Source organism: Brevundimonas sp. (assembly GCF_013823285.1).
Classification (GTDB): Bacteria; Pseudomonadota; Alphaproteobacteria; order Caulobacterales; family Caulobacteraceae; genus Brevundimonas.
On record NZ_PNLV01000001.1, the window covers coordinates 64,072 to 82,654 of the forward strand.

Here is an 18,583-nt window from a genome sequence, read left to right on the forward strand (position 1 = left end):
GCCGCCATGACCAGCATTCTCTACGGCCGCCCCCCCGCGGTGTTCGATCCGCCCGCCGGCGCCGTCCAGACCTCGCCCCTGATCCCCGGCTCGTCTGATCTGGCGGAGATGGCGGCCGGATCGCTGGACGCCGCCACCATCCTCGCGCCCCCCGGCGTGCTGGAGCGGCGGTACGTGCTGGCGCTGGCCCTGAAGGCGCTGAAGCCCGGCGGGCGGCTGGACGTCATGGCCCCCAAGCTCAAGGGCGGCTCACGTCTGGGCAAGGAGCTGCGCGAGTTCGGGCTGGAGCCCATCGAGACCGCCAAGGCCCACCACCGGCGCTGCGAACTGGTGCGGCCGCAGGACGTGACCGGACTGGACGCCGCTATCGAGGCGGGGGCGGCGCGCCTTGTGCCCGGGCTGGACGCCTGGTCCCAGCCGGGCGTGTTCGGGTGGGACCGGATCGACGGCGGCACGGCGCTGCTGGCCGCCAGTCTTCCGCCCCTGAAGGGCGCGGGCGCGGACCTGGGGTGCGGGTTCGGCGCCCTGTCCACCGTGGCGCTGGCCTCGCCCGCAGTCACCAGCCTGGACATGATCGATCTGGACCGGCGAGCGGTGGAATGCGCCCGTCGCAATGTGGAGGATTCCCGCGCTCGCCTGCATTGGGCCGATGCGCGCACAATGGACCTGACCGACCTGAATTTCGTGGTCATGAACCCGCCGTTCCACGACGGCGGCGCCGAGGACAAGGCGCTGGGTCAGGCCTTCATCCGCAAGGCGGCGGCCATGCTGAAAAAGGGCGGCGTGCTGTGGATGGTGGCCAACCGGCACCTGCCCTATGAGGCCGAGCTGAACGCGGCCTTCGCGCGGGTTCGCCCCGCAGCGGACAAGGGCGGCTACAAGGTGTTCGAGGCGGTGAAGTGACCAAGATTCCCACCGCCCGCATCGACAAGCTGCTGTCCAACATGGGCTATGGCTCGCGCACCGAGATCGGGCGGCTGGCCCAGGCGGGCGGCATCGTGCTGGACGGCGCGGACGTGGCGGATGTGTCGAAACGCATCCCCGTGACCCCGGACCTGTCGCAGCGCATGGAGGTGGACGGCCAGCCGCTGGACCCGCCCCCGGGGCTGGTGCTGCTGCTGCACAAACCGCTGGGCATGACCTGTTCCCGCAAGGAGGACGGGGCGCTGGTGTACGACATCCTGCCCGACCGCTGGCGCCGGCGCGATCCGGCCCTGTCCACCATCGGGCGGCTGGACAAGGAGACCTCGGGCCTGCTGCTGCTGACCGACGACGGGGATTTCCTGCACCGGGTGATCTCCCCCCGCCGCCATGTGGCCAAGGTCTATCGCACGACCTTGGCCCGGCCTCTGGTCGGGACCGAGGGCGCCCTGTTCGCCTCGGGCGAGCTGATGCTGGAAGGCGAGGCCAAGCCGCTGGCCCCGGCAGAGCTGGAAATCATCACCCCCACCGAAGCCCGGCTGACGGTGACCGAGGGCCGCTATCATCAGGTGCGGCGCATGTTCGCCGCCGTGGGCAACCATGTGGAGGCCCTGCACCGCGAGCGGGTCGGCGGCCTGAGCCTGCCCGACGATCTTGAGCCCGGTCAGTGGCGGCTGCTGACGCCGGATGAGGCCGCGCGAGTGTTCGACTGACGCTTGCCGCCCGTCGCAGCTCGCGTATCAATGGCCGCATGACGCAAGAGACCGAAAGGCGGCGGGGGCGGCCTCTCCTGATCCTGGCCCTGATCATCCTGCTGCTGCCTTTGGGCGGGGTGCTGATGCACGCCGTGGCGCCGCCGCCCACCACCCTGCTGATGCTGACGCGGGTCATCGAGGGTGAGGGCGCCGACTATCGCTGGCGGTCCCTGAACCACATCTCGCCCCATCTGGTGCGGGCGGTGATCGCGGCCGAGGATTCCCTCTTCTGTTCGCACCGGGGCTTCGACATGGAGGCGATCGAGGACGCGCTGGAGCGCAACCGGCGCGGCGGGCGGGTGCGGGGGGGCTCGACCATCAGTCAGCAGACCGCCAAGAACGTCTTCCTGTGGCCCCAGCGCAGCTGGCTGCGCAAGGGGCTGGAGGCCGCCTACACCGTTATGATCGAGACGGTCTGGCCCAAGCGGCGCATCATCGAGGTCTATCTGAACGTGGCCGAGTGGGGGCCGGGCGTCTACGGCGCCGAGGCGGCGGCCCGCTACTGGTTCCGAAAGCCGGCAGCCGACCTGACCGCAACCGAAGCCGCCCGCCTGGCCGCCATCCTGCCCAGCCCGCGTCGCTATCAGGCGGCCAGTCCGGGGCCGTATGTGCGCCGCCGCGCGGGCCAGATTCAGGCCGCCATGGGCACGGTGCAGGGCGAGGGGCTGGCGAACTGCGTTCTGGATTGAACCCCCCGACGGCCGAGGCTTGACGGGATGCACGGCGGCGCTTCCCATGCGCGCCATCAAGGGGCCGGCTCAGGGTCCGCTGGAGGAGAATATCCATGAAACGTCTGCTGATGGCCGCGACGGCCGCCTGCGCCCTCGCCGCCGGGGGGCTGGCCGTTCAGGCCCAGACTGCGGCCGCCGACCGCTTCCCCGCAACGCCCGAGGGGGCGCGCGCCTTCGTGCTGGATGCAGAAGCCCGCCTGACCGACGTGGCCGAGTACGCCGCGCGCGTGGCCTGGGTGCGCAACACCTACATCATCCACGACACCATGTGGCTGGAGGCGCGGGCCAACACCGAATACACCGAGCTGGGCGTCGAACTGGCCAACGCCGCGGCCCATTTCAACGACGTGGACGCCGATCCCGACACGCGCCGCAAGCTGGACATCCTGCGCCAGGGCCTGACCATGCCGGCCCCGAACCGACCCGGCGCGGCGGCGGAGCTTGCCGAGATCGCCACCCGGCTGGACTCCACCTACGCGACCGGCCGGTTCGAGTACGACGGCCGCCAGCTGACCCTGAACGACGCCGAGGAGATCATCGCCGAGTCCCGCGATCCGGAGGTGACCCGCGCCATGTACGAGGGTTGGCGCACCATCTCGCCCGGCATGGCCGGGGACTACGCCCGGCTGGTGGAGGTCGCCAACGAAGGCGCGCGCGAGCTGGGCTACGCCGACACCGGCGCCATGTGGCGCTCGGGCTATGACATGGACCCGGACGCCTTCGCCGCCGAGACCGACCGCCTGTGGGCCCAGGTCCAGCCGTTCTATGAAAACCTCCACTGCTATGTCCGGACCCGGCTGAACGAAGTCTATGGCGACGCGGTGCAGCCCGCGACCGGCCCGATCCGCGCCGACCTCCTGGGCAACATGTGGTCCCAGCAATGGGGGAACATCTATGACGTGGTGGCCCCGTCGACCCTGCCGGAATCCAGTGTCGACCTGACCCAGCTTCTGGTGGCCGCGAACTATGACGCCGAGCAGATCGCCCGGGTTTCCGAGCAGTTCTACACCTCCATCGGTCTGGACCCGCTGCCCGAAACCTTCTGGGAGCGGTCGCAGATCACGCGGCCCGAGGGGCGCGAGGTTGTGTGCCACGCCTCGGCCTGGAACCTGGACAATGTGGAGGACCTGCGCATCAAGATGTGCACGCGGGTCAACGCCGAAGACTTCCAGACCATGCACCACGAGCTGGGCCACAACTACTACCAGCGCGCCTACAACCAGCAGCCTTTCCTGTTCCGCAACGGCGCCAACGACGGCTTCCACGAGGCCATCGGCGATTTCGCCGCCCTGTCGGCGGCCACCCCCACCTATCTGAACCAGATCGGCCTGCTGGACACGGTTCCGGGCGAGGAGGAGGACATCACCTTCCTGCTGCGCATGGCCATGGACAAGATCGCCTTCCTGCCCTTCGGCCTGATGGTCGATCGCTGGCGCTGGGACGTGCAGTCGGGCGCGACGACGCCGGCGCAGTACAACGACGCCTGGTCGGCCAACATGCTGCGCTATCAGGGTCTGGTCCCACCCGGACCGCGCCCGGACAACGCTTTTGACCCTGGCGCCAAATACCATGTGCCCGGCAATGTGCCGTACACACGCTACTTCCTGGCCCACATCTACCAGTTCCAGTTCCACCGGGCGGCCTGCGAGATCGCGGGCTGGGACGGGCCGCTGCACCGCTGCTCGGTCTACGGGAACGAGGAAGTGGGCCGGCGTTTCAACGCCATGATGGAGATGGGCATGTCCCGGCCCTGGCCCGAGGCGATGCAGGCCTTCACGGGCTCGCCCGAGAATGACGCCACGGCGGTGGCCCAGTATTTCGCGCCGCTGGACACCTGGCTGACCGAACAGAACCGCGGCCAGGACTGCGGCTGGGAGGCCTGACGAAACGGCCCGTCCGCCCCGGCGGACGGGACTCTTTTTCCGGGCGAGAGACGGGCGTTAACCCAGCCCGTTGAGCCTTTTCTTTACCTGGATCATCCATTCTCGCTCCTGACGCGGACATGAGGTCCGCTACGGATGCGGGGGTTCCGGCGCATGGCGACGCGGCTGGGCGGTATCACGCGTTTGATGCAACGCTTCGCGCGCGCCCGGCACGGCGGCGTGGCGATGATGTTCGCCCTGGCGCTGCCGGTTCTGGCCATGACCGCCCTGGTGGGCGTGGACGTGCACCGCATCTCCACCGTGCGCGCCAATCTTCAGGATGCGCTGGACGCGGCGGCCCTGGCGGCGGCCCGCTCGTCCCACATGGACGACGCCGGCATCACGATCGTAGGCATGGCCTCCCTGCGCGCCAACCTCCAGGCCTATCCCCAGATCAGCCTGCGCGAGGACCTCACCACCTTCCGGCTGACCGCGGACGGGGCCGTGATCGCCGTCTCGAAGGTGGATGTCGACACCCTGGTGGCCAACATCTTCCTGCCGCCCTATGGCCAGGTCCTGGATGATCAGGTGCAGGTGGGCGTGGAATCCGAGGTGCTTCGCTCCTCCACCAATCTCGAGGTGGCCCTTGTTCTGGACATCACCGGGTCGATGGCCGGCAGCCGCATCGCCACCCTGCGCGACTCCGCCACCGAACTGGTCGAGCTGGTCGTGCAGACCCAGCAGACGCCCTACTACTCCAAGGCGGCGATCATTCCCTATTCCATGGGCGTGAACCTCGGCTCCATGGCCAACGCCGCGCGTTCAACGCCGCCGTCCGGCCGCAACATCACGGACGCCGTCTGGTCCACCGGATCGATCCGGACGATTTCCTCGATCTCGAAAAACAACAGCCGCATCACGGTCACCTCCAGCGGCCACGGCTTTCAGACCGGCGACTTCGTCTATGTCTGGAACGCCAGCGGCATGACCCAGATCAACGACCAGGCGTTCCGGGTCCGGCGCGTGGACACCAACACCTTCCGCCTGCAGACCGCGTCCGGGCAGGACATCAATCCCTGGAACTACGGAGACTACTGGGGCAACGGCCGGGTGGTGAAATGCCTGCGCAATGACTGCGCCGTCACTATCACGTCGAACAACCACGGGTTTCAGAACGGCGGACAGGTCCGCATCTTCAATGTGAACGGCCTGAGCACCCTGAACAGCACGACCTATGTGGTCGCCGACCGCACGACCCACACCTTCGTGCTCTCAGGTTCGAACCCCCGCGGCCAGAGCTATTCCTCAGGCGGCGCGGCCTGGTGCGCGGACTATGGCTGCCAGTACTTCACCTACACCGGCCGATGGGGCGCGGAGCGTACCAGCGAGATCAGCACCTGCGTCAGCGAGCGGACCGGGGCTGACGCCTATACCGACCGGTCGCCCGCCGAGGCGCGTGTGGGGGCCAACTATCCGATCCCCGGCAACAACTGCCCGTCCAACGCCCTGGTCCCCCTGACCAGCGACCGCAATCATCTGACCCAGCAGATCAGCCTGCTGCGCGACGGCGGCTCGACCGCGGGACAGGTGGGCCTGGCCTGGGGCTGGTACGCGGTCTCGCCCAACTTCAATGGCCTGTGGCCCAGCGCCGCGAACCATGCCGCACCCTACGGCGCCGACGACCTGCTCAAGGTCGTGGTGATGATGACGGACGGCGAGTTCAACACGCCCTACTGCAACGGCGTCATCGCCCAGAACGCCGGCGCCGGCAGCGGCGACACCAACTGGCACATCCGCTGCGACGCCCAGAACGGCAGCCCTTTCCAGCAGGCGGTGGACCTGTGCAACGCCATGAAGGCCCGGAACATCATCATCTATACGGTGGGCCTGGACGTCACGAGCGTGAATGACAACACCCCCAATGTGGTGGACACCGCCCGCGAGGTCATCGAGACCTGCGCCACCAGCCCGGATCACGTCTATCTGCCCAGCGGGGACACCGACCTGCGCGAGGCCTTCCGCGCCATCGCCCGCAGCATCTCGGACCTCCGCATCGCCCGCTAGAGCAGACGGATCTCGCGCAGACGCTGCAGCAGATAGTCCTCGGCCGTGATGCCCTCGGGATAGCGGTCCGGATTGTCGGCCGAGACGCAGCTGCCCAGGGTGCGGATTTCGTACTCCGGCTCGAAATGCAGGAAGAACGGTGTGGAATAACGCGAAAAGCCGCGCCGCTCCGGCGCCGGATTGACCACCCGGTGGGTGGTGGACGGCAGCACATGGTTGGTCAGGCGCTGCAGCATGTCGCCGATGTTGACCACCAGGGCGCCCGGTGGCGGCGCGATGGACAGCCACTGGCCGTCCCGGTCCAGCAGTTGCAGCCCCGCCTCTTCGGCACCCAGCAGCAGGGTGATGACGTTGATGTCCTCGTGGGCCCCGGCTCGCACGCCCGGCGCATCGGCGAGCACCGGCGGATAGTGCAGCAGGCGCAGCACCGAATTGCCCAGCGCCACCTTGTCGGCGAAGAAATCGTCGGGAAGCTTCAGATAGCGCGCGATGGCTTGCAGCAGCTTGCCGCCCAGGGCGTCCAGCGCCTCGAACATCCCGTAGACGTGGGCCTGGAAGGTGGGGATCTCGGCGGGCCAGACGTTGTCGCGCATGTATTTGCGGTAGGGGTGCCCCTCGGGCAGCTCGCGCCCGGCGTGCCAGAACTCCTTCAGGTCCACCGCCTTGGCGTCCTTGGCCGCTTCGATTCCAAACGGCGTGTAGCCGCGCGCCCCGCCCGTGCCGGGTTGGTGATACGCGCGCTTGACCGCGTCGGGCAGGGCGAAGAAGGCCCTGGCGTCGTCCAGCCCCGCCCCGATCGCCGCCTCGTCCAGGCCGTGGTCCGCAACAACGGCGAAGCCGTAGCGGGCGAAGGACGCCCCCAGATCGTCGGAAAAACCCTGAAAGTCCGCATCGAAGCGGGTCATGGAGACGGGGATGATGGCGCTGGCGGTCACGGAAAAACTCGCGGAAGTGAACGAAGGCCGTCTTACGCCGTTCATCAAGCCTATGGCAAAAGGTCGTTATGGCTGCGCTTCACACGGCCGCACCGGAACCTTGGCCGTTCGCCAGACGTTCCACCGGCTGGGTCAAAGAAGAAACCCTGGAAGGACATCCGTCATGAACATCAAGATCATCGCCGGCGTCAGCGCGCTGGCCCTTGCCGCCGCTGCCTGCACCACCACCGATCCCTATCGCTCGGGCCCCCAGCCGAACCGCACGGCCCAGGGCGCCATCGCCGGCGCGGTCGGCGGCGCCCTGCTGGGTTATCTGACCAACACCAACAACTCCGAACAGGGCCGCAAGAACGCCCTGATCGGCGCCGGCGTCGGCGCCCTGGGCGGCGCGGCCGTCGGCCAGTACATGGATCGCCAGCAGCGCGCCATGGAGGCCGAACTGTCCGGCTCCGGCGTCGGTGTGGCCCGCCAGGGTGACAACCTGGTCCTGCGCATGCCCGGCGACGTGACTTTCCCCACCAACAGCGCCGACATCAACCAGCGCTTCTACCCCGTGCTGGCGGACGTGGCGCGGATCATGAACGAGTATGACCGCTCGGTGGTGGACATCGTCGGCCACACGGATTCCACGGGCGGCGACCACATCAACCAGCCCCTGTCGGAACGTCGCGCGGCCTCGGTGGCCCAGTTCCTGATCAGCGAAGGCGTGATGCGTGAGCGCCTGTATGTTGCGGGCGCCAGCTCGCGCAATCCGATCGCGTCCAACGACACCGTGGACGGCCGGGCCCAGAACCGGCGCGTCGAGATCCTGATCCGGCCGCTGACGGCCAACTGATCGACACGACTTCGTGAAAACGGCGAAGGCGGCGGGAAACCGCCGCCTTTTCCTTTGGTTCCGCTTGCGAAGCAGCCCGGCCTCATGCTGTTCTGAATCCAGCGTTCGCCCGGGGGCGAGCCCGGAGGCGGCATGGATCACCACAACGACGACGACGATGTCTGGGAGGGCTTTCGCCTGACCGGCGTGGCCGTGGTCTCCGCCTTCATCGTCGCCGCCCTGGTCATCGGCGCGGGCGGGGCTGTCCTGCCCGCCCTGCTGGACGAACCTGACGCCCCCGCCCCCGTGGTCCGGGCCTCGATCAACCGCTAGAGCCTGATCGGTTGAGATGGAATCGCTTCGCGATTCCATCGATGCCGTGAATCAGGCTCTCGCATCATGCTGGACCGAAATCTGAGCCCAGTTGGACGAGGTCCAACCGAACCGATTTCGGTCTAGAGCGGAATCAGACCGCCTCCACGCACATGGCGACGCCCATGCCGCCGCCGATGCACAGGGTGGCCAGGCCCTTCTTCGCCCCGGACCGCTTCATCTCGTGCAGCAGGGTGGTCAGCACCCGTGCGCCCGAGGCGCCGATGGGGTGGCCGATGGCGATGGCGCCGCCGTTCACGTTCACCTTCGCCGGATCCAGACCGAGCTCCTTCACCACGCACAGGGACTGGGCCGCAAAGGCCTCGTTGGATTCGATCAGGTCCAGGTCGCCCACGGACCATCCGGCGTTGGCCAGGGCCTTTTTCGACGCCGGGATCGGGCCCGTGCCCATGATGGCCGGATCCACCCCCGCCGTGGCCCAGGACGCGATGCGCGCCAGCGGCTTCAGCCCGCGCTTCTGCGCCTCCTCCGCGGTCATCAGCACCACCGCGGCGGCGCCGTCGTTGAGGCCCGAGGCGTTGGCGGCGGTCACCGACCCGTCCTTCGCGAAGGCGGGGCGCAGCTTCTCCATGGCCTCGATGGTCGCGCCTTGGCGGATGTACTCGTCCTTGTCGACCACGATGTCGCCCTTGCGGGTGGAGATGGTCACCGGCGCGATCTCGTCATCGAATTTGCCGGCCTTCTGGGCGGCCTCCGCCTTGTTCTGGCTGGCCACGGCGAAGGCGTCCTGGTCGGCCCGGGCGATGGACCACTTTTCGGCGATGTTCTCGGCGGTCTGGCCCATGTGATAGCCGTTGAAGGCGTCCCACAGGCCGTCCTTGATCATGGTGTCGGTGAACGACAGGTCGCCCATCTTCTGGCCGCCCCTCAGGTTGGCGGCATGGGGCGCCTGGCTCATGCTCTCCTGACCGCCCGCCACCACGATCTTCGCGTCGCCCGCCGTGATCTGCTGCAGGCCCAGGGCCACGGCGCGCAGGCCCGAGCCGCACAGCTGGTTCAGGCTCCACGCCGGCGACTCCACCGGCACGCCCGCCGCCACAGCGGCCTGACGGGCCGGGCCCTGGCCGGCGCCGGCCTGCAGCACCTGGCCCATGATCACCTCGTCCACCTCGTCGGGCGTCACGCCCGCACGCTCCAGCGCCGCCTTGATGGCCACGGCGCCCAGCTCATGGGCCGGAAGGGAGGACAGGGCCCCCAGGAACGAGCCGACGGGGGTGCGGGCGGCAGAGACGATGACGATGTCGGACATGGGATTTCACTCCGGGAGGAATTTCGGTGTGGCGGTTCTGCCTCAACCGGCGCGTTTCGTCACCTGAAAGCCGTCGATTCAGCGGATCGTCACCATGTCAGGGCCATGCTGGGCGGGAACAATAGGCGCGTTCGCCGCTTGAAAAGGTCATGCTTATGTTGTTCCGCCGCTTCGCAACCCACGTCTGCACGCCTGACGAGCAGGACATGGCGGAGCATTACCGCACGCGCGGCGAGCGGCTGGCGGACAAGTGGGTGCATATTGTCGGCCTGGCCCTGGCGGCGGTCGGCGGCGTTGTGCTGGCGGTGCTGTCGGCGGTCTATGGCGGCGCCGGAACCGCCATGGCGACCGCGATCTACGCCCTGTGCCTGATCGCCATGCTGACCTGTTCGACCGTGTACAACCTGACCCACCCCTGTGCGGCGCGCCCGGTGCTGCGGCGCATGGACGAGGCGGCTATCTTCCTGATGATCGCCGGCAGCTACACCCCCTTCACCGTCCTGCGTTTCGAGGGCGCCTGGTCCATCGGCTTCACCCTTCTGGTGTGGGGCTTCGCCCTGGCCGGGGTCTTCGCCAAGATGCTGGCGCCGCGCATCTCCGACGCCTTCTGGAGCGGCGTCTATGTGCTGTTCGGCTGGCTGGCCGTGTTCGCCCTCAAGCCCATGATCGAGACCGTCCACCCGGTGGCCCTCACCCTGCTGGTGGCGGGCGGGCTGATCTACACCGCCGGGGTGTTCGTGTTCATCAACCAGCGGGTGAAGTTCCGCCGGGCCATCTGGCACGGCTTCGTGGTGGCCGGCGCCGGAACCCACTGGGCCGCGATTCTGGTAGGCGTCGTGCTCGCCCCCGGCTGAGCCTTTCGCAATGCACTGGCGTCCGGCGCCGCGCTGCGGAATAATGCGCCGGTCAGAAACAACAGACGGTGACAGCGTGGCGGATACCCAACCGGAAGCCGGCAAGAAGTCCGGCAAGACCCAGACCGGCAAGGCCGGGAGCGGCAAGTCTGGGGGCGACACCGTCGTCATCAAGAAGTACGCCAACCGGCGCCTCTACAACACCGCCACCAGCGCCTATGTGACGCTCGAAGATCTGGCGGCCATGGTCCGCGAGGGCGTCGACTTCGTGGTCTATGACGCCAAGACCAGCGACGACCTGACCCGCCAGGTGCTGACGCAGATCATCTTCGAGGAGGAAAGCCGGGGCGAGGCCCTGCTGCCCGTCCAGTTCCTGCGCCAGCTGATCGGCTTCTACGGCGGCCAGATGCAGTCGGTCCTTCCCAGCTACCTTGAGCTCTCTCTGGACAATTTCGTCAGCCAGCAGGAGCAGTTCCGCTCCCAGTTCTCGCGCGCCTTCGGGGCCGCGCCGGGTGTCGGCATGTTCGACGAGCAGGTGAAGCAGAACATCGCCATGTTCGAGCGGGCCATGAAGATGTTCACCCCCATGGCCTATGCGCCGAAGGTCGAGCCGGAAAAGCCCGCCGAGCCCGTGCAACCCGCCGGAGACGCCGCCCTCAACGAGATGCGACGCCAGATGGAGGAGATGCGCGCCCAGCTGGACCGCCTGGCGGGCGCCCGTTCCGACGAGCCCGGCAGGAAATGACCGGTCCGGTGCGCCCTGTGGCCCCTGTCGAGCCGCGCGGCCCCCAGCGCCGCACTGGCGACCGTCGGCAGGGCGATGAGCGGCGCGAGGGCGAAGCGCGTCCGGCGCGCGCCCTTGTCCCCTCCGACGAACCGCCCGCCCCCGACAGCGGGCCGGCGCCGTCCCCGACGCCGCCGAACCCCGTGCAGCCCTCGGTCTTCGCAGCCCAGGTGATCGGCCAGACCGGCGCCAGAAAGGGCCTCAAGGGCGGCCCGCCCGTGCTGGACGCGGCCCGCGGCAGCTATCTCGGGACCGAATATTCCGGCGCCGGCGACCGGCGGCCGAAACCCGGCAAGACCACCCGGACCGACATCTGATCCAACGCCCGGGCTGGCCCGGTCCTTGCAGTCCTGAGCGGAGACATCCGCCTTCAGGGACCGCCGACCATGACCGCCCTCGCCGCCCGCGCCTTTGACGTTCTCGCCGTGGCCCTGGTGTTCCTGGCCTTCGGCTGAGCCCGATCAGCCCGTCGCCGCGCTGATGTCGAAGTCCTTGCGCGCGCTGATGATGGTCACGATGAACCCGGCCAGCACATCCAGCAGCACCATCACGGTGATGAGGAAGAAGGTCGAGGTCGCAAAGCCGCGCAACAGCAGGAACGCGATCAGGCAGACCACGAACAGGATCATCGACAGGGCGTGATTGATGATCGCGATCTTCTGGCTGGATGTGGATTTCAACAGCTCGAAGAACAGCAGGATCAGCGAGAACAGGATCAGCAGGTCCCCCGGCCCCACGGTCCAGGTGGCGCCCGAGGTCATGGGGATGGTGAACAGCGAATCCCTGAGCGCGGCGTCGGCGCCGGCGGCGGTGAAGCCACCGTCCATGCCGAAGATCACGATCAGGGTGTAAAGCAGAACCGGAATGGCCAGCAACGGCAAGGCGATCAGCATGGTTTCCCCTCGGATCGGTCAGGTCAGGCGCAGCCACGCCCGTTCATAAGGGTTAATACCGCCGTTCGATCCGTTTCGCCACGGCTTCGCTTGTGACGCGAGGAAAGGATTTGTGGAGACGGCGGGCGCGGGCGTGATACAGGAACGACGATGCAGCGACCCGACCTTGACCGCCTGATCCTCGGCTGGCGCGGCCCGGCGCTGGCGGCCCTGATCGCCCTGATCGCGGGCCTGCCGGGCCTGATCATGACGCCCGTGCTGGACCGCACCGAGGCGCGTACGGCCCAGGTCAGCGCCCGCATGCTGGAGCGGGGCGACTGGATCGACACCCGCGCCGACGACCAGGACCGCATTCGCACCGCCGCCGGCCTGCACTGGTTTCAGGCCGCCGCGACCGCCCTGACCTCCAACGTCCAGGACCGCGACATCCGCCCCTATCGCCTGCCATCCCTGCTGGGGGCCATGCTGGCGGCATGGGCCTGCGCCTGGGGCGCGTCGGTGCTGTTCGGGGCCCGGGCCGGGTTCCTGGCCGGGGCCCTGCTGGGCGGAACCTTCCTCATGTCCACCCTGGCGGGGGTGGCCCAGGCCAACGCCCTGCTGGCGGGCCTGATCACCCTGATGATGGCGGCCCTGGCGCGCCTGTATGTGCTGGCCCGCGAAGGCGAGGCCGAGGCCGCCGCCAGCGGCGGGCCGCCGCCGCGCCTGCCCCGCCCCCTGAAGCTGATCGTGTGGGGCGCGCTGGGGGCAGCGATCCTGGTGGGCGGCCTGGCCGCGCCGCTGGTGGTCGGGCTGGCGCTGGTCACCCTGGGCCTCATGGATCGGCGCTGGGCCTGGATGGGACGGCTGGGCTGGCTCAGCGGCCTGCCCCTGCTGGCGCTCATTCTCGGGCCCTGGGCCATCGCCGCCACCGTCTCCACCGACGGCGAGGTCTGGCGCCACGCCCTGAACGACAACATCGTGGCCCGGATCATCCGCGGCGAGGCGGACTGGGGTCTGCCCGGTCGGCATCTGCTGCTGGCGCCCCTGCTGCTGTTCCCGCTCACCCTGATGCTGCCCGCGGCCCTTGAGACCGGCCTCACCCGCCGGGCCGAGCCGGGGGTCCGCTTCGCCGTGGCCTGGCTGGTTCCGGCCTGGCTGCTGTTCGAACTGGCGCCCGATCCCATGTGGCACCAGACCCTGCCCCTGTACGGCGCGGTGACCTGGCTGGCGGCCTCGGCCCTGACCCGGCCCCTGAGCCGGGTTTCGCGCTGGGCCGGGACGGCGCTGGCGGTGCTGGGGGGGGTCTATGTGCTGGGCGCGACCTTGTTCGCCCTGTCGGAATTCGGCGGCGAGGCGTCCCAGGCCTGGGCCACGCCCACCATCGGCCTGACCCTGGCGGCGGCGGCCATCGGCGGCTTCCTCCTGTATCACCGCATGGGGGTGACGGCGGTTCTGATCTCGCTGGCCCTCGGCATTCTCGCCCACGCCAGCTTGGCCGGCATGATGCGCAATCTGGAGCCCCTGTGGGTCTCCCCGCGCCTCAAGGCCGCCATGATCGAGACGGGCCTGCACCCGGTGGAAGGGCGCCTGCCCGGGCCGGTGGCGGTGACCGGCTACAATCAGCCCAGCGTGCTGTTCCTGTTCGGCCCGGCCGCGCGCTTCACAGACGAGGCCGGGGCCGCCGCCGCCATCGCCGCGGGCCGCCCCGCCGTGGTGGAGGCGCGACAGGAGTCCGCCTTCCGCGCCGCCCTCAACCGCCTCGGCGCCGAGGCCCGCGCCGAGGACCGGGTCGAGGGCGTCAACTACGCCAACGGCGACCGGGTCGAGCTGATCCTCTATCGCCCCGCGCCCCGTCCCGCCCCGGCGCGGCGTCCGGCGCGGCCCGAATCTGATCCGGAACCCGCGCTGCTGGAGCCGGGCGCCGAACCGGCGACCGACGATCCGACGCTGCTCGATCCGGACGGAGATGTCGCAGAACCGGCGGAGGACGCCGCGACGCCCGCCGAAGACCCGGACACCCCCGTGGCCTCGCCCGAGCCCGGGCCCGGGCCCGACCAATGAGCCGCTTCATCCAGATCGTCGAGGTCGGTCCCCGCGACGGCCTTCAGAACGAGGCGGCGGTGCTGGAGCCGGCCGTGCGCGCCGGCTTCGTGCGGCGGCTGGAGGCGGCCGGGGCGCGCCGCATCGAGGCGGTCAGCTTCGTCCATCCGAAATACGTGCCCCAGATGGCCGGGGCCGAAGAGGTCATGGCCGACCTGCGCCCCGAGGCCGGACGCAGCCGCATCGGTCTGGTGCTGAATGCGAAGGGCTACGACCGCGCCCTCACAACCGGGGTGGACGAGGTCAATGTCTCGGTGGCCGCCACCGACGGCTTCGGCCTGAAGAATCAGGGCCTGGACCTTCAGGGTCAGGCGGCCATGCTGGCCGACATCGTGGCCCGCCGCCACAACGCCGCCCCGGGCGATGCGGCGCCGTCCCTGTCGGTGACCATCAGCTGCGTCTGGGGCTGTCCCTTCGACGGCGAGGTGTCGGTGGATCAGGTCGCCGATCTGGTGGGCCGCATCGGCGAACTGGGCGTGGACGAGATCGCCCTGGCCGACACCATCGGCGCCGGCGATCCCTGGGCCGTGACGAAAAAGGTCGAGGCCGCCCGAAAGGCCGCGCCGGACGCCAAGCTGCGCCTGCACTTCCACGACACCCGCAACACCGGCCTCGCCAACGCCTATGCGGGTGTGGAGGCGGGCGTGGACATTCTGGACGCCTCGGTGGGCGGCATCGGCGGCTGTCCCTTCGCGCCCGGCGCCACCGGCAACATCGGCACCGAGGATCTGGTCCACATGCTGCACCGGGGCGGGTTCGAGACCGGCTATGATCTGGACGCCCTGATCCAGACCGCCCGCTGGGTCGGCCAGCGCCTCGGCAAGGCGCCCCCCTCCAGCCTCAGCCGCGCCGGGCCGTTCCCGAAGGGCTGAGGGCGTGTGCTCTATGCGCCCTAATCCGTAGCGCCGAGTGTTTCTTCCTCTTCGCTCAAGCCAAGCTCCCGCGCGAGATTGAGGGCGATGGAGGAAAGGTTTGCGCCGGTTGTGGAGGCGGTCTGGGGCGCCCGATAAAGGGCTTGCAAATAGGCGCGATCCCAACGGCTCATAACCGGCTCCTGCGTGCCCTCCTCGCTGAACAGGTCGAGAATGGACGGGTAGGCGGGGTCAACATCCGGATCTATCTGGGCCAGGGCGACCATGGCCACATAATCGGTGATCTGGATGAAGTCGGCCTGTTCGAGCGCCGCCACATCCAGCACGATGATCACCTGCATCAGGTCGTCCCGGGTGTGATCCATCACCAATGAACCGGCTACAGTCCTGCCGTAGGGACCCAGATCGGCTGGCGACCTTATTTGCCGTGCGGCAAATGCGGGTTGCCCGGGAAGCCGCACCACCGGAAGGCCCGTGTCATCGTTCACCGGCAGGCTGACGTGCCACCATCGCACCAGGCGGGTGGTGTTCTGAAACGCGTCCAGGGCGGCGCGGCCCCGGTCGGAGCCGGAAGCGCCGAGACGAAATTCGCGGGGACGGGAAGCGACCAGTTCACGCGCGGTCGCATTCCCGGCCTCGGTCGCCATGATGATGATGCTGGGGCGACACCCCGGCTCTTCGATCTCGAGCCCGACGCTGTGCGCCCAATCTGACACGCGGTCGGCCATGAAACGGCTGGCCTCGGCCTGCATGCCGAGTACACCGACACAGACTGACTCGCGCCATAACGCCGCCTTGCGACCGGGGATCGGCGCGGCCACCGAACTGACGAAGGCTTCAGCGGCCTCTCGGGCGCGTTCGCCGACGACGACCACTTCTTCTACCTCAGTTGGGCCGTCCTGCGCAGCCAATTGAATGGGGGCGCCGGGCTGAACGCCCGCCAGTAGCAGGGTGGAGGAAATGATCAGAACGGAAACCAACCCACAACCCAAGCCTGACGAAGCGCACCCATAGGTGGCATCGTACCATAAAGAATGTATCGGCGGCAGCTTTGTTGTCGCTATCGTTATCGTTCACGGCAGCGGGTGCTCCGTCCCTGAAATGGTTTCTACGCCATGGTCGAGACCGCAGGCGGCAATGCTTATACCCAATGGGGGCACGACGCCGTTTCACCTTGATCGACTGCTGGGGGTCTCTGACACCCTGATCAGGGAGGATCGGGTCGATCTCTGCTTCCCACCCGCTGCAACGGTTCGGGGCGTCTGCCGCTCGTCAGCCCGCCCTGCGCCCCTTATGAGTTCGCCCGCTTCAGGTCCGGCGGGGTGGCCTCGTCGGTGAGGACGCGGATGGCCTCCTCCACCGTCAGGATCTCCTGGGCCTGCGAGCCGAGGCGGCGCAGGGCCACCTTGCCCTCGGCGGCCTCGCTCCTGCCAACCACGGCGATGACCGGCACCTTGCCAACCGAGTGCTCGCGCACCTTGTAGCCCACCTTCTCGTTCCGCAGATCCGTCTCGACCCGCAGACCGGCGGCCCTGAACTTGGCAGCCACCTCTTCGGCGTAACCGTCGGCGTCCGAGGTGATGGTGGCCACCACCGCCTGCACCGGCGCCAGCCACAGGGGGAAGGCCCCGGCGTAGTTCTCGATCATGATGCCGATGAACCGCTCGAACGACCCCAGGATCGCCCGGTGCAGCATGACCGGCCGGTGCTTCTGGCCGTCCTCGGCGATGTAGGAGGCGTCCAGACGTTCGGGCAGCACATAGTCCAGCTGGATGGTGCCGCAGGTCCATTCCCGGCCGATGGCGTCCTTGACGATGAAGTCCAGCTTGGGGGCGTAGAAGGCGCCGTCGCCCTCGGTGACCACCGGCTCCGTGCCCGCCGCGCGGGCGGATTCGGCCATCAGGGCCTCGGCCTTGTCCCAGAATTCATCGGACCCGGCCCGCACCTCGGGCCGCGTGCCCAGGCTGATGTAGGCGGTTTCCATGCCCAGATCGGCGTGGACGCTGCGCGCCAGTTCGATGAAGGACGAGGTCTCGGCGACTATCTGGTCTTCCCGACAGAAGATGTGGGCGTCGTCCTGGGTGAAGCCGCGCACCCGCATCAGCCCGTGCAGGGCGCCGGACGGCTCATAGCGATGGCAGGCGCCGAACTCGGCCATGCGCAGGGGCAGCTCGCGGTACGACCGCTGGCCCTGATCGAAGATCTGCACGTGGCCGGGGCAGTTCATGGGCTTGAGGCTGAGGGTCTCGCCCTCCACCGTCTCGCACACGAACATGTTGGGCCGGTATTTCTCCCAGTGGCCCGAGGCCTCCCAGAACTTCCGGTCCAGCACCTGGGGCGTCTTGACCTCCACATAGCCGGCCGCGTCCAGGCGGCGACGCATGTAGTCCTCGATCACCCGCCATAGCACCCAGCCCTTGGGGTGCCAGAACACCATGCCCCGGCCCTCTTCCTGCATGTGGAAGAGCTCCATGGCGCGGCCGACCTTGCGGTGGTCGCGCTTCTCGGCCTCCTCGAGGCGCTGCAGGTGGGCGTCCAGATCCTCCTTCGTGGCCCAGGCGGTGCCGTAGATGCGCTGCAGCTGGGCGTTGCGATGGTCGCCGCGCCAGTAGGCCCCCGCCAGCTTGGTCAGCTTGAAGGCCTTGCCCACGAATTTCGTCGAGGGGAAGTGCGGCCCCCGGCACAGGTCCAGCCACTCGCCCTGGCGATAGACGGTGATGGTCTCGGCTTCGGGCAGGTCGCGGATGATCTCGGCCTTGTAGGACTCGCCGATGCCCTCGAAATATTTTATCGCCTCGTCGCGGTCCCAGACCTCGCGCTCCAGCCGGGCGCCCTTGTCGATGATCTCGGCCATCTTCTTCTCGATGGCGGCGAAGTCGTCGGTGGAGAAGGGCTCGTCGCGGGCGAAGTCGTAGTAGAACCCGTCCTCGATGGCCGGGCCGATGGTGACCTGGGTGCCGGGGAACAGGCTCTGCACCGCCTCGGCCATGACGTGGGCGGCGTCGTGGCGGATGGTGGCCAGGGCCGCCGGGTCCTCGCGCATCAGCAGGCGGAAATCGCCGCCGGTCTCCAGCGTCCGGTCCAGATCAAGCTGGGCGCCGTTCAGCTCGACCAGCGCGGCCTTCTTGGCCAGCGACGGAGAGATGGACGCGGCCACCTCGCGGCCCGTCACGCCTTCGGGATACTGGCGCGCGGCGCCGTCGGGAAATTTCAGCTCGATCATGATGGCGCTGTCTTAATGGCGGCCGCGCCCACGGCATAGCCCCGATCCATCCGCAGATGAGGATATGCCCTCGTCCGGGGCCGGGCCGAACGGAAAGGACAGGCGAAAACCGCGCTCAAGCAGCGAGGCTCCGCGAGCCGAGCGTAGCGCGCCA

Annotated in this window: 17 protein-coding genes; 12 read left to right on the plus strand and 5 right to left on the minus strand. The window is 68.6% G+C overall.

The window, feature by feature from the left end; all coding sequences use genetic code 11:
* Nucleotides 1–6: 6 nt before the first annotated feature.
* The 5 genes from C0461_RS00305 to C0461_RS00325 all read left to right on the plus strand — a co-directional run bounded on the left by C0461_RS00305 (nucleotide 7) and on the right by C0461_RS00325 (nucleotide 6,333).
* The gene (locus C0461_RS00305; protein WP_292102570.1) at nucleotides 7–903 is read left to right on the plus strand and encodes a class I SAM-dependent methyltransferase; all 897 of its coding nucleotides are present in this window, start codon (nucleotides 7–9) and stop codon (nucleotides 901–903) included.
* Complete coding sequence (locus C0461_RS00310; protein ID WP_292102571.1) at nucleotides 900–1,634, plus strand: pseudouridine synthase; 735 nt, start codon at nucleotides 900–902, stop codon at nucleotides 1,632–1,634. The genes C0461_RS00305 and C0461_RS00310 overlap by 4 nt, the downstream gene beginning before the upstream one ends.
* A 38-nt stretch (nucleotides 1,635–1,672) precedes the next feature.
* Nucleotides 1,673–2,365, plus strand: a complete 693-nt coding sequence (gene mtgA / locus C0461_RS00315) for a monofunctional biosynthetic peptidoglycan transglycosylase (RefSeq protein WP_292102573.1) — start codon at nucleotides 1,673–1,675, stop codon at nucleotides 2,363–2,365.
* A 95-nt stretch (nucleotides 2,366–2,460) separates the two neighbouring features.
* Nucleotides 2,461–4,290, plus strand: coding sequence for a M2 family metallopeptidase (locus tag C0461_RS00320; protein WP_292102575.1), 1,830 nt, complete (start codon nucleotides 2,461–2,463; stop codon nucleotides 4,288–4,290).
* A gap of 186 nt (nucleotides 4,291–4,476) precedes the next feature.
* Nucleotides 4,477–6,333 (plus strand): TadE/TadG family type IV pilus assembly protein, encoded by a 1,857-nt coding sequence (locus C0461_RS00325; protein WP_292102577.1) that lies wholly within the window; start codon nucleotides 4,477–4,479, stop codon nucleotides 6,331–6,333.
* Here C0461_RS00325 and C0461_RS00330 read toward each other — a convergent pair.
* Nucleotides 6,330–7,268 (minus strand): 2-oxoglutarate and iron-dependent oxygenase domain-containing protein, encoded by a 939-nt coding sequence (locus C0461_RS00330; protein WP_292102583.1) that lies wholly within the window; start codon nucleotides 7,266–7,268, stop codon nucleotides 6,330–6,332. The genes C0461_RS00325 and C0461_RS00330 overlap by 4 nt on opposite strands.
* Before the next feature lie 163 nt (nucleotides 7,269–7,431).
* On the opposite strand from C0461_RS00330, the gene C0461_RS00335 reads away from it, so the two are divergent.
* Nucleotides 7,432–8,103: an OmpA family protein gene (locus tag C0461_RS00335; RefSeq protein WP_292102585.1), complete on the plus strand. Its 672-nt coding sequence runs from the start codon at nucleotides 7,432–7,434 to the stop codon at nucleotides 8,101–8,103.
* A 132-nt stretch (nucleotides 8,104–8,235) separates the two neighbouring features.
* The gene (locus C0461_RS00340) at nucleotides 8,236–8,415 is read left to right on the plus strand and encodes a hypothetical protein (RefSeq protein ID WP_292102586.1); all 180 of its coding nucleotides are present in this window, start codon (nucleotides 8,236–8,238) and stop codon (nucleotides 8,413–8,415) included.
* A gap of 133 nt (nucleotides 8,416–8,548) precedes the next feature.
* Here the strand turns inward: C0461_RS00340 and C0461_RS00345 are convergent, their stop codons facing one another.
* Entirely contained in the window at nucleotides 8,549–9,724 is a 1,176-nt protein-coding gene (locus C0461_RS00345; protein ID WP_292102588.1) for an acetyl-CoA C-acetyltransferase, read from the minus strand.
* A 149-nt stretch (nucleotides 9,725–9,873) separates the two neighbouring features.
* Here C0461_RS00345 and C0461_RS00350 point away from each other — a divergent pair, with 149 nt between their 5' ends.
* The 3 genes from C0461_RS00350 to C0461_RS00360 all read left to right on the plus strand — a co-directional run bounded on the left by C0461_RS00350 (nucleotide 9,874) and on the right by C0461_RS00360 (nucleotide 11,679).
* Nucleotides 9,874–10,578, plus strand: a complete 705-nt coding sequence (locus tag C0461_RS00350) for a hemolysin III family protein (RefSeq protein WP_292102596.1) — start codon at nucleotides 9,874–9,876, stop codon at nucleotides 10,576–10,578.
* Nucleotides 10,579–10,747: 169 nt separating this feature from the next.
* A complete protein-coding gene (gene phaR / locus C0461_RS00355; protein WP_292102737.1) occupies nucleotides 10,748–11,323 on the plus strand; it encodes a polyhydroxyalkanoate synthesis repressor PhaR in 576 nt (191 codons plus the stop codon).
* Nucleotides 11,320–11,679: a hypothetical protein gene (locus C0461_RS00360; protein WP_292102606.1), complete on the plus strand. Its 360-nt coding sequence runs from the start codon at nucleotides 11,320–11,322 to the stop codon at nucleotides 11,677–11,679. The genes phaR and C0461_RS00360 overlap by 4 nt, the downstream gene beginning before the upstream one ends.
* 144 nt (nucleotides 11,680–11,823) lie before the next feature.
* Here the strand turns inward: C0461_RS00360 and C0461_RS00365 are convergent, their stop codons facing one another.
* Nucleotides 11,824–12,255 (minus strand): hypothetical protein, encoded by a 432-nt coding sequence (locus tag C0461_RS00365; protein WP_292102614.1) that lies wholly within the window; start codon nucleotides 12,253–12,255, stop codon nucleotides 11,824–11,826.
* 150 nt (nucleotides 12,256–12,405) lie between these two features.
* Between C0461_RS00365 and C0461_RS00370 the strand changes: the two genes are divergently transcribed.
* Nucleotides 12,406–14,295, plus strand: coding sequence for a glycosyltransferase family 39 protein (locus C0461_RS00370; RefSeq protein WP_292102617.1), 1,890 nt, complete (start codon nucleotides 12,406–12,408; stop codon nucleotides 14,293–14,295).
* Nucleotides 14,292–15,206 carry a hydroxymethylglutaryl-CoA lyase gene (locus C0461_RS00375; protein WP_292102621.1) on the plus strand — a complete coding sequence of 305 codons (915 nt, stop codon included), beginning with the start codon at nucleotides 14,292–14,294 and terminating at the stop codon, nucleotides 15,204–15,206. The genes C0461_RS00370 and C0461_RS00375 overlap by 4 nt, the downstream gene beginning before the upstream one ends.
* Nucleotides 15,207–15,226: 20 nt before the next feature.
* Here the strand turns inward: C0461_RS00375 and C0461_RS00380 are convergent, their stop codons facing one another.
* Both C0461_RS00380 and thrS read right to left on the minus strand, forming a co-directional pair.
* Nucleotides 15,227–16,186, minus strand: a complete 960-nt coding sequence (locus C0461_RS00380) for a hypothetical protein (RefSeq protein ID WP_292102625.1) — start codon at nucleotides 16,184–16,186, stop codon at nucleotides 15,227–15,229.
* A gap of 311 nt (nucleotides 16,187–16,497) precedes the next feature.
* Nucleotides 16,498–18,429 carry a threonine--tRNA ligase gene (gene thrS, locus C0461_RS00385; RefSeq protein ID WP_292102628.1) on the minus strand — a complete coding sequence of 644 codons (1,932 nt, stop codon included), beginning with the start codon at nucleotides 18,427–18,429 and terminating at the stop codon, nucleotides 16,498–16,500.
* Between the last annotated feature and the right edge of the window lie 154 nt (nucleotides 18,430–18,583).

Excerpts from the sequence above, each read along its gene's own strand:
- C0461_RS00305 (WP_292102570.1), top strand. The coding sequence starts at position 7 with ATGACCAGCATTCTCTACGGCCGCCCCCCCGCGGTGTTCGATCCGCCC.
- mtgA (WP_292102573.1), top strand. The coding sequence starts at position 1,673 with ATGACGCAAGAGACCGAAAGGCGGCGGGGGCGGCCTCTCCTGATCCTG.
- C0461_RS00320 (WP_292102575.1), top strand. The coding sequence starts at position 2,461 with ATGAAACGTCTGCTGATGGCCGCGACGGCCGCCTGCGCCCTCGCCGCC.
- C0461_RS00325 (WP_292102577.1), top strand. The coding sequence starts at position 4,477 with ATGCAACGCTTCGCGCGCGCCCGGCACGGCGGCGTGGCGATGATGTTC.
- C0461_RS00335 (WP_292102585.1), top strand. The coding sequence starts at position 7,432 with ATGAACATCAAGATCATCGCCGGCGTCAGCGCGCTGGCCCTTGCCGCC.
- C0461_RS00340 (WP_292102586.1), top strand. The coding sequence starts at position 8,236 with ATGGATCACCACAACGACGACGACGATGTCTGGGAGGGCTTTCGCCTG.
- C0461_RS00345 (WP_292102588.1), bottom strand. The coding sequence starts at position 9,724 with ATGTCCGACATCGTCATCGTCTCTGCCGCCCGCACCCCCGTCGGCTCG.
- C0461_RS00350 (WP_292102596.1), top strand. The coding sequence starts at position 9,874 with ATGCTTATGTTGTTCCGCCGCTTCGCAACCCACGTCTGCACGCCTGAC.
- C0461_RS00360 (WP_292102606.1), top strand. The coding sequence starts at position 11,320 with ATGACCGGTCCGGTGCGCCCTGTGGCCCCTGTCGAGCCGCGCGGCCCC.
- C0461_RS00365 (WP_292102614.1), bottom strand. The coding sequence starts at position 12,255 with ATGCTGATCGCCTTGCCGTTGCTGGCCATTCCGGTTCTGCTTTACACC.
- C0461_RS00370 (WP_292102617.1), top strand. The coding sequence starts at position 12,406 with ATGCAGCGACCCGACCTTGACCGCCTGATCCTCGGCTGGCGCGGCCCG.
- C0461_RS00375 (WP_292102621.1), top strand. The coding sequence starts at position 14,292 with ATGAGCCGCTTCATCCAGATCGTCGAGGTCGGTCCCCGCGACGGCCTT.
- thrS (WP_292102628.1), bottom strand. The coding sequence starts at position 18,429 with ATGATCGAGCTGAAATTTCCCGACGGCGCCGCGCGCCAGTATCCCGAA.